The 15,562-nt window shown below is 54.2% G+C and carries 11 protein-coding genes and 1 pseudogene; 10 read left to right on the forward strand and 2 right to left on the reverse strand.

Going from position 1 to position 15,562, the window contains the following annotated elements:
• The first annotated feature begins 29 nt into the window (after window positions 1-29).
• The 10 genes and pseudogenes from QPK29_RS32805 (at window position 30) to QPK29_RS32850 (ending at window position 13,929) form a co-directional block, all read left to right on the forward strand.
• Complete coding sequence (locus tag QPK29_RS32805; RefSeq protein WP_400189939.1) at window positions 30-122, forward strand: hypothetical protein; 93 nt, start codon at window positions 30-32, stop codon at window positions 120-122.
• A 1,330-nt stretch (window positions 123-1,452) separates the two neighbouring features.
• A complete protein-coding gene (locus QPK29_RS32810; RefSeq protein WP_371772216.1) occupies window positions 1,453-2,835 on the forward strand; it encodes an aspartate aminotransferase family protein in 1,383 nt (460 codons plus the stop codon).
• A 1,188-nt stretch (window positions 2,836-4,023) separates the two neighbouring features.
• On the forward strand, window positions 4,024-5,382 hold the full coding sequence (locus tag QPK29_RS32815; protein WP_371772217.1) for an NAD(P)/FAD-dependent oxidoreductase: 1,359 nt from the start codon (window positions 4,024-4,026) through the stop codon (window positions 5,380-5,382).
• A gap of 580 nt (window positions 5,383-5,962) precedes the next feature.
• The gene (locus tag QPK29_RS32820) at window positions 5,963-7,420 is read left to right on the forward strand and encodes an APC family permease (protein ID WP_371772215.1); all 1,458 of its coding nucleotides are present in this window, start codon (window positions 5,963-5,965) and stop codon (window positions 7,418-7,420) included.
• 66 nt (window positions 7,421-7,486) lie between these two features.
• Window positions 7,487-7,990 (forward strand): YybH family protein, encoded by a 504-nt coding sequence (locus QPK29_RS32825; protein ID WP_371772214.1) that lies wholly within the window; start codon window positions 7,487-7,489, stop codon window positions 7,988-7,990.
• A gap of 317 nt (window positions 7,991-8,307) precedes the next feature.
• Complete coding sequence (locus QPK29_RS32830) at window positions 8,308-9,462, forward strand: MFS transporter (RefSeq protein ID WP_400189940.1); 1,155 nt, start codon at window positions 8,308-8,310, stop codon at window positions 9,460-9,462.
• A 1,167-nt stretch (window positions 9,463-10,629) separates the two neighbouring features.
• Window positions 10,630-10,842 (forward strand): hypothetical protein, encoded by a 213-nt coding sequence (locus QPK29_RS32835; RefSeq protein ID WP_371772212.1) that lies wholly within the window; start codon window positions 10,630-10,632, stop codon window positions 10,840-10,842.
• Window positions 10,843-11,070: 228 nt separating this feature from the next.
• Entirely contained in the window at window positions 11,071-12,366 is a 1,296-nt protein-coding gene (locus tag QPK29_RS32840) for a D-amino acid dehydrogenase (protein WP_371772211.1), read from the forward strand.
• Between the two features lie 273 nt (window positions 12,367-12,639).
• Window positions 12,640-13,022 (forward strand): annotated as a pseudogene (locus QPK29_RS32845) (transposase); the annotation flags it as partial.
• 736 nt (window positions 13,023-13,758) lie between these two features.
• Window positions 13,759-13,929: a hypothetical protein gene (locus QPK29_RS32850; RefSeq protein ID WP_371772210.1), complete on the forward strand. Its 171-nt coding sequence runs from the start codon at window positions 13,759-13,761 to the stop codon at window positions 13,927-13,929.
• 18 nt (window positions 13,930-13,947) lie between these two features.
• Here the strand turns inward: QPK29_RS32850 and QPK29_RS32855 are convergent, their stop codons facing one another.
• Window positions 13,948-14,811: an NAD(P)H-binding protein gene (locus tag QPK29_RS32855; RefSeq protein ID WP_371772209.1), complete on the reverse strand. Its 864-nt coding sequence runs from the start codon at window positions 14,809-14,811 to the stop codon at window positions 13,948-13,950.
• Between the two features lie 319 nt (window positions 14,812-15,130).
• On the reverse strand, window positions 15,131-15,562 hold a 432-nt coding region (locus QPK29_RS32860; protein ID WP_400189938.1), incomplete at its 5' end, for a class II fructose-bisphosphate aldolase.

The following is a 15,562-nucleotide window of genomic DNA, read 5'->3' on the forward strand; positions in this document are numbered from 1 at the left end:
CACAGAATCCACTGGAGTGGCAAGCTGGCATCAATTACGTTAAGTATTGGGGGGGCAATTCGACCACCAATGCTTACAGCGATCGCGACAGTATCGGTTTTTTTGTAACTCGAACGTTCTGAATGTGATTCGCGCCGCCGGCCATAATAAAATCGTGTAATTGAAGGAATTTCATCGCGGTTTTCCCAGATATTGCGATACGAAATTCTATGCGGAAATTGTTCTGGCTGGCGGACCGCAGTTGGCGCACATGCAATCGCTTGCGGTGGAGTCATCTCTACTTATCTACGTGGACTAAGGCATGTACATCAGGCGACTTGCAAAGTAGCGATATGCTCGTGAATGCGTGGTCAATATCATGTCGTCGAGGAAGCTTTTCGCTCGTTTTCGTGTTTCTCGTCGTAGCGAAGCAAAGCGAGGAATGAATTCACGGGCAAGGCCACGGTGAATATCATGGCGCAGAAAAATTGACTTATGTATCTGTTTTAATCGAAACAAACTAGCATGAGACTCCATACAAGTACGTCAAAAATCTATAGAAACTAGAAACAATCGTTAAATCTGATGGAAAGGTGATCCAGTCGAATTTCCATGATTACCCAATCCTTAAGATGGCGAGTATGCCGAGCGTAGAAGTCCACTTTTTGTCGTCGGAGGGGCACGCACACGGAGTTGGCGAGACAGCCGTGCCGTTGGTGATTGCCGCGGTCGCGAACGCGGTCGCTGATGCAGGGGGCCCACCTGTACGGCACCTTCCAGTTGTCTCCCATGGTATCGAAGTTGCCTAATTCAGAAGCTGAAGTAACGAACGTGTTCCTGTCTATTTACGTCGGCAGTTGTATGCCCTACAAGCCTGAGCATGATGGCGGCCCTAGGGTTCTCTTTCTCTTTCTGCACTGATGCAGCTGACCTATCCTGAAGGCAAGTTTGCGAAATTGAGCTATCGCGAACAGGCGAACGCACTCGGGATAGGGGGCCATACGGCTTGGCAGGGTAGCGCACGATGGCCCGTTGTCACCTGTCCACGCAAAGGTCTGGAACCTACCATGGTTTTATGACGGAAGTGCTCATGTCGATATTGACGTTGCCAGACTGCCTTAACCAAAGTGGCAACATCGTAGATCTAAATAGCGTGTTAACACGTGTTATTTGGACTGCCGATCGACGGGTATAGAAGTCTTCCTTCCCTGTGTCTCTCCCTTTGGACATGTTAGCGGCGGCGGCCCTAGCATGTCTTTTTTTCGTGTCAACGTCGCACGCATCACAGTAGAGCCACTGTCGTGCTCGCCTTGACGGGACGAACGGTACCATTGTACGGTCCGGATTCTCCGCGCTCGCCTATGAGTACTGCGTAATGGCCTCTTGGCACCTGATGCCAGGGACGGTGCAATCCTACGATCGTCTCGTCGAAAAGGATTTTTGGTTCTCCCATCCACCATTAAAGAGTACGCTATGCAATCCACGAAACGTGATACCGCATCCTGGCAAGCCGCTGACAAAGCCCATTTCATTCATCCCTTCACGGACGGCGCCTCATTACACAAGGAAGGCACCCGTATCATCACCGGTGGCGAGGGAGTGTGGATCCGTGATAACGATGACAATGTCTTGCTAGATGGGATGGCCGGCCTATGGTGTGTCAACGCTGGTTACGGTCAGCCAAAGCTGATCGAAGCAGCGAGCGAGCAATTGAAGTCACTCGCATACTACAACGCCTTCTTTCACACTGCAGTGCCGTCATCGATCGAGCTCGCGGAGCTTCTTGCCGAGGTAAGCCCGGCACAGTTCAAACGCGTGTACTACTCGAATTCCGGTTCCGAAGGCAACGACACCGTAATCCGCCTTGTGCGGCATTATTGGGACTTGGTGGGAAAGCCAGAGCGTAAGACGCTTATTGCACGCAATTTCGCTTACCATGGCTCGACGATCGGCGGCGCTTCTTTGTCGGGTATGCCTTGGATGCACGCGCAGGGTGATTTGCCGATTCCAGGCATCGTCCACATCGAACAGCCTCACTATGAGGCGCTGGGCAGCGGTCTGACGCGAGAGCAGTTTGGACTGAAGGCAGCCAGCTGGCTGGAAGAAAAGATCATCGAAGTTGGACCCGAAAACGTTGCTGCCTTCATTGCGGAGCCCGTGCAGGGCGCGGGTGGCGTCGTAGTCCCCCCGTCCAGTTATTGGCCAGAAATTCAACGGATCTGCCGCAAGTACGACATCCTGCTCGTCAGCGACGAGGTAATCTGCGGATTCGGCCGTACCGGAAACTGGTGGGGGTGCCAGACATTTGGTTATGAGCCCGATTTGATGACGTTTGCAAAGGGCGTCACGAGTGGCTATGTTCCGTTAGGCGGGGTCATGGTCAGCGATCGAGTGGCCGACGTCGTCGAAAACGGCGGTATCTTTAACCACGGATACACTTATTCGGGTCACCCCGTTGCGTGCGCTGTTGGCGTAGCTAACGTCAAACTGCTCATTCAGGAAAAAATTGTCGACTACGTGCGTGAGGACGCGGGCCCATATCTCGCCGAGAAATTGGCCACTCTGAATGATCACCCACTGGTCGGCTACACCGACGGTATCGGATTAATGTGGGCAATCCAGATCGTAAAGGACAAATCTACAAATGCGCTCTTTGATTACGACAAACAAGTTAACGCGATTTGCCGCGAATTCGCACGCAAAAACGGCCTTATCATCCGCGCTATTGTCAACGACCGAATGATTATCGCCCCGCCCTTGGTAATTTCCCGTGCTGAGATCGATCGTGTAGTGGAGATTACGCGTCGCAGCCTCGACGAAACGCTCGTCGAGCTCCAACTGCGAGGATGGTTCTAACGCGTTGCTGCGTCCGAGCCGGCGCTTCGGTCGCCGGCATTTCGAGTCGGTTGTTTGGTATCAAGATAAACCCACTTTCGCGGGCATCGACGCGGGCGCATTGGCAGCACTGCAGGAGATACCATAAGTCCGAATTTGAAACCATTGATTGCCCGTCTAGAGGCGCATCTCGCGATTTTTTTAGTATCGAATACCTAGCCGCAACACGTGCTGGCGACCGTATTGTCGCCGTAGGTGAACATGGGGCGATTGCGCAGTCCGGCGATGACGAAAAGACCTAGCATCAAGCACGCGCCGTCTCAACTTCTGCAGAGCCTAACGACGTGTATTTTGTCGATGCGACGAATGGATGGACAGTCGGCCATTGGGAACGATACTCCGGACCGCCGATGCTGGGCTTCACGACGTCGCTTGGGTACGGTTTGCCGAGGCGCGCATGCTACCCAGTAGACTTGCACATGGGTTGATTTCGTCTACATGCTGTAAGTGTTGAGCACGGAAGAACTTCGATCTTGCGCGATCACGCCCTGATTGACCTCTGCAGTCTCGCATGAAATAAGAAGGAGAAGCGCTCGATCGGGGTCGAGCGAGCCGGCACTTGTGCTCCCAGAGACTCCGCCGGCGGCGCGGTCCGCGTCCCCAAACTTCACCCAAAGCACGTGAGGCTCAAAGACGCCGAGAGCATTCGTCCAGAACTTCTGAGGCCGCCTGAGTTTGTGCCATTTCAAGCGCGACAGTACAGATCGGCGGTCGTGTTTGGCCTGAAAACACCTTCGTTTCCATAACCGTGGACTTCACGATGCTCCGGTCACTGAAGGAACGGAACCAGCGGCCGCCAGGAGCGCGCCCTTCGCACCGGTAAATGTAGGGCAGACTGGTTTGTAGGAGATGCAGCTACTCGATTTCGGCAATTGGTGATCTCGACTGTGTTGGTGACCGAGCGATTGACCGCATCGAACAAGCCTGTACGGCATGGAAAAGAAACATGCGCTTTTAATGACACGCAACGAAGCATTAGTGTTAATTCAATCCCAAACGATCGGTTGAAAAGCCGTGGCAGCTTGGATGCGAACCTGAAGCTTGCCTTACGCGACTGATAAAGATTTGAGGATGCTGTGAGGCCAGACGCTAGGTACGCTTGTCGAACTCAGCGCACTTGAGGGCGAATACGGAAAGGTTGTGACCTACATGATAATTCATGCAAACAAATCGTTTTGGCTCGACGATGCAGGCAGCTACATTCCGAACACGCCGTTGCGAGAGGACTTGCATGTCGACGTGTTAGTTGTTGGCGGCGGAATTGCTGGGTTGTCGACCGCTTGGCATTTGGCAAAAGACGACAAGGCTGCTCGCGTAGCAGTCATCGAGAGCGAAATCGTTGGGTATGGCGCAAGCGGCCGCTCAGGTGGCTGGGTCATGACACAGTTTGGCCTTGACCAGCTCGCGGTTCGAAAAAAATACGGTAAGGAAAAGTCAATCGCTGCGCTGTCCTATTGTCGGCAAGCGGTAGAGTACACCAAGACAATTATTCAAGAGAACGCTCTAGCGAGTGAATATCGTCATCCAGGCGTCATGCGTGTCGCCTTTGATCCTCGTTGGGTTGGGCAGCTTGAAGAGCTAATGAATCTTTACCGTGACTTCGGGATGACTGACTCGCGCTGGGTGGATAAGCCGGAGCTTCAGGCTGAATACGCCGGTAATCCGAACTTCCACGCTGCGATCTTTGAACCCAACATGGGAATGCTTCATCCAGTCAAACATGTCCGAGAATTAAAGCGTTTGGCGGAGCAAGCCGGTGTAATGGTCTATGAACAGACACCGGCGATTCATCTGGAGCGCCGCCCTGGCGGTCTCGTCGTGGCGACCCCGAGGGGAAAAGTCTATGCGAACAGACTTGTGCTCGCGACAAATGCATATACGCACCTTCTACAGGGTCCGATTGGCGACTCGTTGCGAAGGCGGCAGTCTCCAATGATTGCACGAACGGCAGTGACCGAGCGATTGAGCGAAGAGCAGTGGAAAGAGCTTGGGTGGCAACGTGGGAATGCGATCGAAAGTACGCTCGAACTCTTCCATTGGATGTCTCCCACGTTAGACGGCAGAATCCAATATTACTGGATTTATTATGGTGGCTATACACGCCATGGTGAAATGGATCCATTGCTATCTGCAGAAGGAGCCACGCGATCAACCGAACACCTGCAGCGGATTTTCCCGACACTAGGAAAAGTACGAATGGCGCAAACGTGGGGCGGTCATTTCTCGGCTACACGCGATCTCGTTCCTCATCTGGGCTACGTTGGCGACGAGCGTGTGATCTATATGGCAGGTTGTTGGGGACATGGAAACGCGATTAGCCATCTTCACGGAAAGACCATTGCCGATATGGTGCGCGGGCGCTCCACTGACCTTACAGAATTTTGGATCGTCGATCGCAAACCTCAAGACTGGCCTGTCTCTCCATTCGATTATATGGGTAAAGCGGCGCTATGGAATGCCACAAAACGACGCGTGCAAAAGCAAATACGCGGCACGCTGTTTGAATGAACAGGCGCGTTCGTTCGCGGAACAGGTCTATTCACGAATGCATTGCGACACCGCCGCGATAACGCAACGCTATATCCGCCTGATTCCGGGTCGACGGATCCGAGGCACAGCGAATTTTGTTAGGCTAAGTGTCCAGGAATCTTAGGAATAATGGTCCTGCGGCGATTCAATTGGCGTTGAATTCTGTCGGCATGTGTCCGCCGTAGTTGTTTTGTTCCAAAGTCCAGCGCTAAAGCTAAGAAAAGTGATTGTCTTGACACACAGTCGGGTCGACGTTTGCCCGCCAGCCCGGCGTACTTCAAGTTTTGGCTTGTCTTTGCGCGTACGCCTAAATGGCCATGTCGCAAATTTAGGCTCTCCGGCTTACCAACGCGACGGTTTGTATTTGCGACGACACGCTTCCGCCGTAAATTAGCGATGAGAATAGTGTAGTTTCTATATGTCGACTGCGTGCCGATCTCGCCGACAGGGTCGCGATCACATATGGCCACAAAACACCTAGTACGATTCTCGCGCGCTGCCTATCGTAGCTCATGAACATCCAGATGTCTGATCATTTAAAAACAACGCGGAGACTCCTGTGACCAAAGCCACGATTAATCACGCATCAGTTCCTGTTCCCGACGCCGCAGTTGGTCATGCCGTTCTGCCCCGTACACTAGGCACGTTTCGCCTAGCGGTATTCGTTGTCGCGGCTGTCGCACCTCTTGCTGGTGTCATTGGTACGCTGCCAGTTGCCTTAGTCTTCGGCAGCGGTACCGCGCTGCCGCTTGCCTTCGTTGTCGTCACTGCCGTGATGGCGCTGTTTGCAGTTGGGTATTCTGCGATCAGTCGAGAGGTGATTGTTGGCGGTGCCTTTTATGCTTACATCGCGCGCGGTCTGGGCACGATTACTGGACTTGGTGCGGCTTGTGTTGCGGTGATCTCATACACGATGTTCGTGCCTGGTGGCTTGAGCTACCTCGGCTTCGTAATGCAAACCTCGGTAAGCGAACTTCTTGGCTACAAACTGCCATGGATCGTGTATTCGCTTGGGGCATGGGTTCTAGTTGGCCTCCTTGGTCTTCGGAAAATCGACTTCAGTGCACGGGCAGTTCTGGCACTAATTGTGCTCGAGTTTCTACTGTTACTGGCCTTCGATTCCAGCATTGTGGGCCGATTGGGCAGCGCAGCATTGCCAATGGTATCCCTGAACTGGCGCGGTATGACAGAAGGGGCGCCAGGCGTCGCCATTCTCTTGGCCTTCACCTGCTATTTTGGGATTGAGTCGGCAGCGCTATATTCTGAGGAAGCAAAGTCGCCAGAGAAGACGGTCGCGCGTGCTACTTATATTGCTATCTCCGTCATAGGGATCTTTTATTTCCTAACTTCCTGGATTACGGTTGGTGCGGTAGGCCCGAATAATATCAGCGGAATTAAGCCGGACGATATTGGTTTGATCTACTTCAAGCTTAGCAATCAGTTCATGAATGCCACGTTCACGCATGTTATTCAGGCGGCGATCGTCACAAGTATGTTTGCAACCGTGTTATCGCTGCACAACGTGGCAGCGCGCTACCTGTTCGTACTTGGTCGCCAAGGCTGTCTTCCGGCCGCACTCGGTCGTGCTCATCCTAAACACGGCTCACCCTCTGTCGCCAGCACTACCGTCTCACTTGTCTCGCTTATCGTGGTAGGGGGCGCGGCGTACTTGGGGCTGCATCCCATGCTCGGTCTCGGATTGATCGCCCTAGGATTTGCTGCTGTCGGGGTGATGTTTTTGCAAGCGCTCACGAGCTTGGCAATTATCTCCTATTTTCGCGGTCGTTCCGATCGGAAAGTCTGGTCACATATTGTTGCCCCAGCTTTGTCACTCATTGGTTTGATTGGTGCACTCGTTATTGCGGTGGACAATTTCGAGTTTTTAAGTGGTAGTCAGAACCCTGTAGTCAACAGAATACCGGTTGGAATTCCGATTGCAATGGCCTCCGGCGTGTTGCTCGCGCTATGGCTTCGCAGGTACCGTCCGGCCAAATTTGCTGCCGTCCTCAACAGCTGATAATTAGCCTTTGCCCGTACCACACTTGAAGATTTCTAATTTTTGTAACCCTGATAGAAAGACGATATGAAACTTACTAATAAACTGAAATTTGTTCTTTTCTCGGTGATGTGCGCCGCTTCGTATTCTGCTGTTGCGCGCGACAAGACTGAGTCTGGCCGCGACTCCGCGTCGCAGGAGATTCGCGCGCTCTTCAAAAGTCAGGATGAGGCAAACTGGAGTGGAGCGACGCCTGAGCAATTGGCGCATCGTTTTTATACTGAGGATGCCATCATTATTGGCGAAGGTGAGACGAAAACGGAGCGCGGCATGAAAGATGCGATTACGGCGTTGGTGAATTGGAACGCGTACTTGGGTCCGGGGGGCAACAAGGCATGTCATTTTGAGGTACTGGACCCGATTATTGCATCGGGCGACATGGCTTCCGTGTTCGCAACTCTAAGCTGCAAGGCAAACCCTCCGAAGAGGGAAAAGCCGGAAGCGATTCGCCAGCTCTTCGTGCTGAAGCGCACTGCGCAAGGTTGGCGCGTAGCGCAAGAAATGTGGCAGATGGGGACCATGGAACATTGACAGTATGTCTTGACCATGTAGCTGCAAGTCTAAATCCACATTGACGATGTCAATATGCGATGCCGGGGCAAATCCGATGGGCGCCGGCATCATTCTAGACTTGCAACGTTGTTGTGTTGTTGGTATTTCATCATGTGGCATGTAAGCGGCGATAAACACGTCTATCTTAGTTGAGCCAGAACACCGAACTGACGAGCGGCCATTGTCGCGTGAGTGGCCTGAATCCGGCATTCGATTCGTTGAAATTTCGTTTTTGACCTCTTACTTACCGACTTTGTATGCACCAGAGCCAGACTGCGCCTGTCACTAAGTTAGACATGGCCGCTAGCACCCTAATTTATGCCTTGTCGGTAGTGCTCCTTACGGTCTCTCCTCTCTTGGCCGGACTGTATGTTGACCAGGTCAAGCTCAGTATAAGTGAAGTAGGTTGGATTCTCTCAATCGAGCAGTCCGGCGCAGTGGTTGGCGCGCTGTTTGCGTTTTGGGCCACATCTCGGCTAAGGTGGAAAACGCTAATTATTTTAGCAAGCATTGTCGCGATACTTGCAAACGTCGCGACGGGGTGGATGGCGGGATTCGCGGCTCTCGCTGTAACGCGGTTCGTCTCGGGTATGGCCTCAAATACAGTCACGCTCGTGACCTCATGTTTGCTCGCCCGATCGCCCCAGCCTGACCGAGCTTTTGGAGCTGGTCTGCTGGTATCATGCGTGATCAACGCACTCTGGGTCTGGCTGCTTAACACAGCTCGTCAGACATTGGGTTATGAGGCGACGATCGGCTCGGGCGCCCTATTGTTTGCGATCGCAATATTGCTTTCTCTTTTTTTGCCCAAGGATGCCAGCGGATCGAAAGAGACGTCGCAGTTCGGCGCCGCGACCACGTCCGATCGGACTGGAAGCGCTTGGCCCGCACGTGCTGGGTTAGCGGGCTTGGTTTTGTTCGGCATTAGTCTGAACATTGTCTGGGGCTTCGTTGAGCGCCTTGGGTCGGCGAATGGGCTTTCTAGTAACGATGTCGCTTGGGCTTTGGGTCTTGGCTTATTGACTAGTGGGCTGGGGGCACTCGCTCCAGCGCTTTTAGGCGACGCGGGGAGCCGAGTACGCATGCTTTTCATCACGACCTTTGTTCTATTTACTGGTCTGAGCCTGACTTGGTGGTCGCATGACGTGATAATGTTTACGGTATCAGTATCGCTATTGGCCGGGGCTTGGAACATGGGTCTCGCTTACTACATGGCGCAGACCTCGAGTAACGACGGCAGTGGTCACTATACACGCGCAATCTACATCGCAATCGCGGCCTCGCAGTCACTTGGTCCTGCGCTCGCGGCGGTCCTGCTCGAGCGCGCTAAACTGGTGAGCGTCCTAGTTGTGTCCCCAATACCTGCTGCAATCGCTCTGGGGCTCGTTGTCTTAGCGGCACGAAATAACAGGCAAATCTGGACCAGACGAAGTATCCAGAACGCTAGGTAATGCGCGCAGAGAGCAGGTCTGTCGCTGGAGTTTCCGGGAATATGTGGTTGGGATGGAAAGGCAGCAACAGCTCAGAGGCTCCCTTGGTACGTTGGCGTTGAACAAGAACCCCCCGTAGGACTAGCCAAGCAATTTCGCTAATGCGGGTACGTCATTGAGGCGGGACTGAATAGTACCCACGATAGCAATTAATACGCCGGCTGAGCCTACGATCGGTACAGCAAGACCGAGCCAAGCGACCGCTCCACCAGTATTCCGCTTGCTGCGAGCAGCTTCTCTTTGCTTAGTGCGCCGGAGGCGGCCGTGTATGCGCTGGCACTTCGGGCAGCGGCAACGTGCTACGCCGACGATACTCCCATCGGGATCTAGGGGCGTGACCGATATATAGGCAACGCGCAGTTTCTCGCTGCACCAGGAACGTCTGTTTGCTTGAACCGGCGGCGGCTATAAACACGGGCACTATTTGAATGCAAGAGGAGCTTCCGGTGCGATTACGTTCTGCGTAATCGCACGAAATCGAGGTCACGGCAATAGGAAGCAGTTCATTCCGCCGATTGCACGGACAAGCATGCAGTGATGGCAACAGGACGAGGCCCCGTTTGGAGGCGGGCGATGTTAGGCTCGCGCATAAATTGGCTTGGAGCTACGGGCCACCGAACAGCACACCCCACCGGGGACCGCGACAAATGGTCGCATACGAAGTCCGAATGTACTGGTGCGATTGTTACCTTGACCCCTCACGAAGTGGAAACTTAAGGAACCAGTGGGTTCACGCGCGCATAAGACGACCTACAGGCAAAGCCCAGCAATCAAGACGGTACGCCAGTCCCGCGAGCCAATTTAACGCAGCCATACGGGTTTGTTAGGTGCTTCTAAAAGTGGACTTCCGAATTAGCTAGAGGGGGCCGCAAAAGCACTGTTTACCGGTCGGCATGACCGTCAACCTCGGAAAAGGCTGGGCAAGGGCAGTTCGACGTGCTTGTGGATGTCTTGTTTAATTTGAAAATTTTCAACCTCAGGTTTTAAGCCAGATGTCGTGGCTTTTGGCCTAAAAGCACCTCGCTGATAAGGGTGCCAATTTCTATTATGACATCGGATCAGCTACTTTCAACGCTTGCACCCTAGAGCCGTCTTGGCGCGATTTGGCCGAGCACACGAGGAATGAACTTGAGCAAACATATCAATAATATCAATATTGCTTGCGGCGGTCCGACCGTCCTTCTCACTCCATTAGCTCTGGCTCGACTGGGCAACTGCGTGATTGTTATGGAGGCCGAAGACAAGCCAAACGAAAGTTCTAAAGCCCTTACCGTAGTCGCGGATCACGACAAAATGCGAGAGGTCAAGTCGCTCCACGGTCAACTGCGTGCGGTTTTTTAAACTGCGCGTACTTCGTACGTTCTATGCACCGCCACTAGCGCTATCACGACTACTTCAGAATTTGCTGTCGTAAAGTTGCATGTGCTCGGGCTTGCCGAATATCGAATCCTGAAAGCGCGTCCATTAGATGAGCACGCTTCGGAGAACGGGCACGAACTTTACTTGCGTACTCTACGTGACCTACCAAGGTCGTTCGCGCAAGGAGTCGAGACCTATTTCAGGAACATTATGCAGGTACTTGTACTTGGTGGCGGGGTGGTCGGTGTGACCACGGCTTACTATTTGGCTAAGGCGGGGCATGCGGTGTCCGTAGTCGACCGACAACCCGGTCCTGCCCTGGAAACGAGTTTTGCCAACGCCGGTCAGATTTCGCCCGGCTGTGCCTCGCCATGGGCGGCGCCGGGCGTCCCGCTCACGGCTGCGAAATGGCTCTTTCAGCGACACGCGCCCCTGGCGATCCGATTAGATTTCTCATTATTTCAACTGCAGTGGATGTGGCAGATGTACCGAAATTGCGACGCCAACCACTACGCGTTGAACAAGGAGCGCATGGTTCGCTTGGCCGAGTATAGCCGCGACTGCCTCCGCGAGCTGCGCTCCAAAACTGGCATCACGTACGAAGGGCGTAGTCTCGGCACCCTGCAGTTGTTTCGAACCCAGCAGCAGCTTGAGAGCGCTGCCAGTGATATCGATGTTCTCAAGCAGGCGGGTGTCGAGTACGAACTCCTTCAGGGGCGCCAGCTGAGCAAAGCCGAGCCCGCGCTCGGTGACCACAGGTCCTTAGTCGGCGGCTTACGTCTGCCCAATGACGAGACCGGTGATTGTCAGCTATTTACCGCACGTTTGGCAGCGCTCGCACGTGAATTAGGTGTGCGCTTCAAATTCGACACGAATATTCAGGCGCTCGAAATTACACGTGACCGAATTGGTGCGGTGCGCACGGACAAGGGTTTGCTTACGGCGCAGCGCTACGTGCTAGCGCTTGGAAGCTATTCACGCTTGCTGCTCCGGCGGAAATTTAGTCTACCGGTTTATCCGCTCAAAGGCTATTCGATTACGGTGCCAATAGTCCGTGCCGAGCGAGCGCCAATCTCGACCGTCTTAGACGAGACCTACAAAATTGCGGTGACTCGCTTCGATGACCGCATCCGCGTCGGTGGGATGGCCGAGATCTCAGGGTTTAACCGCTCCCTCAACCAAGCACGGCGCAAGACGCTTGAGATGGTCGTTAACGACTTGTTCCCAGGAGCTGGCGATACCAGTGAAGCTACCTTCTGGACGGGTTTGCGGCCGATGACGCCAGACAGTACGCCTATAGTCGGCGCAACTCCGCTATCCAATTTATACCTCAACACCGGACATGGTACTTTGGGTTGGACGATGGCCTGTGGCTCTGCCAGCGTGATAGCCGATTTAATCACTGGCTCCAAGCCTGTCATCCGTGCTGATGATCTGGCCGTGTTTCGCTACGCGGGAAATGGACGCCGCGACGATACTATGGAGCATTGGTTGTCTCAACCTTAAGTTGAACAAATGCTAAATTACGCAGATTCGTTAATCGCCAGGGCAACGTTGTCAGTCGACCTTAGTGCAGTGCGCGAAAATTATCGGCTGCTTGCCGGGATGTCGAATGCCGAATGTGCAGCTGTTCTAAAAGCCAATGCTTACGGCCTCGGCATAGAAACCGTAGCGCCGGCGCTGGCGCGCGAGGGCTGTCGAGTGTTTCACCGCTCACCTTTCGGAAGCTATTTTGTTGCGCGGGCTAGTGCAGCCACAATGCACAATATATGTGCTACACGGCCCATGACCTGGACCGACAACAGCATCGGCGATGCGCCTGTGCTGCGCACTGCTTGATCAGATTCCTGCCAACGAGAAGATCGCCAGCGTTAGTGGCGATGGCGCCTACGATACGAAGGACTGTCACGAAGCCATCGCGTTGCGTGCTGCGCAGGCCATCATCCCGACCCGCAAGAACGCCAAGCCCTGGAAGGCAAACCGCTGCGGTGCCGATGCACGTAACGAGATCCTCCGGGCGACAAAAAAGGTGCTTCAAGCTGCTGGGAGAACGTCTCATGGCACGCGACTTCGACCGTCAGGTCGCTGAGCTACAAGAGCGGGCTGCTGTGCTGAACCGCTTCGCTCGACTGGGCACCCCAATTACGGTCCCAGTGTTATGAAACGAATCACAAATAGCGTTAGCTCGGCTTTCGCTCGATTTGCACAACAAAGCCCTGCCGATCCACGTGCAAGGCCTTGATCGTCGTGTCGCGCACTGCCTTACTCACGGGGCAATCGTCCGCCGTTCCATACACACCACGCGACGATCCCGCAGTCACTGCAGTCCTTCATGGCACCTCACCGCTGTCGCAGGCGATCTCCAAGCCGTCTGACCACCAGCGTTGGTTCATTTCCTCGACCATCACTTTGCTATCCGGAGCACGGCCGCAAATACTACGTCTAGGACATCTCGGCAACAGCAAACCCTGTGCTCTCAACAACGCCGTACGTGCGCTTGTGATTGCCGGACGAAGGTGCATTAGGCTGCGCGGACGCTGAGCCGGCGCGCCGTCGCGGCGATAACCTTTATTCGGCTGAGCCGTAGTTTCGGCGCGGACTTCGCCCGCAATCATCAGGTCGCTATAGCATCGAGCGGGGCTACGCCTGTCGGTTGAATCCGCCGGTCGTGCAATCAGCTGACTTACGCAAAGTCGCACTAGACTTAGGACAATGCAAACAGGCTTTACTGCCGTGCTTGTCCGGCAAGGGAGAGCGCGAACCTAGTTTTTCGCAGGCCAGATCGACCGCTTCCCGAAGATTTTCGGTTCCTTCGGCTATTGCCCAGCATACACTGCAGTTGCGCGATCTGGGCGCGTGCCTCTACCAGCTAGTTCGCCGATACACCAGTTCACGCGAATGCACCGCGACCAGAACGTGTTCTCGCTCGAGCTTGCGCCCGTTGAACAACTGGGCAGCAGTGTTGCCGTGCTCGCCTGCGATACGCTCACGCGTGCATTTAAATTTGACATTTGCGAAGACGGCGAGGTGCTCTCGCAGAATTTTGTTCTGTGGTTCTACGCTAACTGAACGTGCACGAGTACATACTTATCTGGTTGAGGGCTGAAGGAGCGCCGCGTTCTCGCTCAGAAAGGCTGCGATTGTACGTGGAGGATAGCCCGTTATTCGCTCGACATCATTGGTTACCATGGCCGTGTCGCCTGCAATGATGCTCTGGCTAATTCTAGTGATGTATGCCACGAAATCATCGTCGAATCCATCAGAGCGCATACGTGCCTCGGCTTGTGTAACACTCTCTTCAATAGCCTGAACGCGATCGCCAGTCACAGCCGAAATGCGCTCGGCTAGTTGATCGAGGGTTAAGGCTTCCGGACCGGTCAGCTCGAGCGCCTGACTTGGTAGTCCGCCGCTGTAGAGGACTTCAGCCGCAACATTGGCGACGTCTCGAGTGTCGACCCATGCGATCGAGGCACCGCCTGTTGTCATAACGATAGTCCGTTTATTGCGTATCATGGCGCCAAAGAATACGCCGTCGACTATATCCTCCATATACCAGTTCGGACGCAAAATAGTCCACTCGAGGCCGCTTGCCTCCACCGCAATTTCAACTTGGCGTTCGGTAATATCGTCGGAGCGGGTCTGAGCGGCGCACTCCGATAGCATCACGAGGCGGATGGTACCGACAGTTTTCATTAAGGCTAAGAAACGCGTGACGATCTCAACAACCTGTCCAGACTGAGGCTTCACCAGGTACACGCCATCCACGTTCTCAAGAGCAGGCAGCCACGTCGACACATCGTTCCAGTCGAAGCGAACGCATCCAACTCCATGAATGTCGAATTGCTCGGGCGTACGTGAAGCCGCCAACACTGCAGCACCTCGTAACACAAGCTCGGTGACCACGTGTTGCCCGGTCTTTCCGCGGGCGCCGATAACTAAAATTTTTTTCATTGGTTTCCTGTTTTTAAAGCCCAACTGTACGTCCTTAAAGTTCCTGTGCATCGGGTGCAACGCCATTTTGAGGATATCGGCCGTTTACGCTATCTACAGCAGAAAATGCGCGCGGAACAGTCAGTAGAGACGCTACATTAACTTGCCATTGCTTCTTCGATCGCGATATGAGTCACCGATGAAGCCGCGGTCGCGCCGTACCAATGCTTGTGGCCGTGTGGCACGATACGGTGCCGGCGCGGGTGGGGGAAGTCGACGAGTCCATACGCATACTGTCCGCAGAGTACTGCTCCGGATTTTTAAAAGCGACAACATCGAGTTATTGCACCAGTTGCTTCAGCTCGCCCGCACGGTAGCGCTCCGCCATTTTCTCCAGCGGAATCGGCTTGATCTTGGCCGCCATGCCTTCGCAGCCGAAGGAGATATAGCGTGCCTTGCAGATCTGCGTCGCTGCTTTGCGGGCCGGCTTCAGGTAGTCGCGCGGGTCGAACTTCGACGGATTCTCGAACAGGTATTTGCGGATCGCGGCCGTCATCGCCAGGCGGATGTCCGTGTCGATGTTGATCTTGCGAACGCTGTGCTTGATGCCTTCCTGGATTTCCTCGACCGGCACGCCATAGGTTTCCTTCATGTCGCCGCCGAATTCGCGGATGATCGCCAGCAGGTCTTGCGGGACCGACGACGAACCGTGCATCACGAGGTGCGTGTTCGGGATGCGCGCGTGGATTTCCTTGATGCGGTCGATGGCGAG

Origin of the sequence: Massilia orientalis, from assembly GCF_030411975.2 — a bacterium.
Taxonomy (GTDB): domain Bacteria; phylum Pseudomonadota; class Gammaproteobacteria; order Burkholderiales; family Burkholderiaceae_D; genus Telluria; species Telluria orientalis.

Bases quoted from the DNA above. Each gene is read 5' to 3' on its own strand.
- QPK29_RS32825 (WP_371772214.1), top strand. From the start codon at position 7,487: ATGAAACTTACTAATAAACTGAAATTTGTTCTTTTCTCGGTGATGTGC.
- QPK29_RS32855 (WP_371772209.1), bottom strand. From the start codon at position 14,811: ATGAAAAAAATTTTAGTTATCGGCGCCCGCGGAAAGACCGGGCAACAC.
- QPK29_RS32815 (WP_371772217.1), top strand. From the start codon at position 4,024: ATGATAATTCATGCAAACAAATCGTTTTGGCTCGACGATGCAGGCAGC.
- QPK29_RS32840 (WP_371772211.1), top strand. From the start codon at position 11,071: ATGCAGGTACTTGTACTTGGTGGCGGGGTGGTCGGTGTGACCACGGCT.
- QPK29_RS32830 (WP_400189940.1), top strand. From the start codon at position 8,308: ATGGCCGCTAGCACCCTAATTTATGCCTTGTCGGTAGTGCTCCTTACG.
- QPK29_RS32810 (WP_371772216.1), top strand. From the start codon at position 1,453: ATGCAATCCACGAAACGTGATACCGCATCCTGGCAAGCCGCTGACAAA.
- QPK29_RS32850 (WP_371772210.1), top strand. From the start codon at position 13,759: ATGCACCGCGACCAGAACGTGTTCTCGCTCGAGCTTGCGCCCGTTGAA.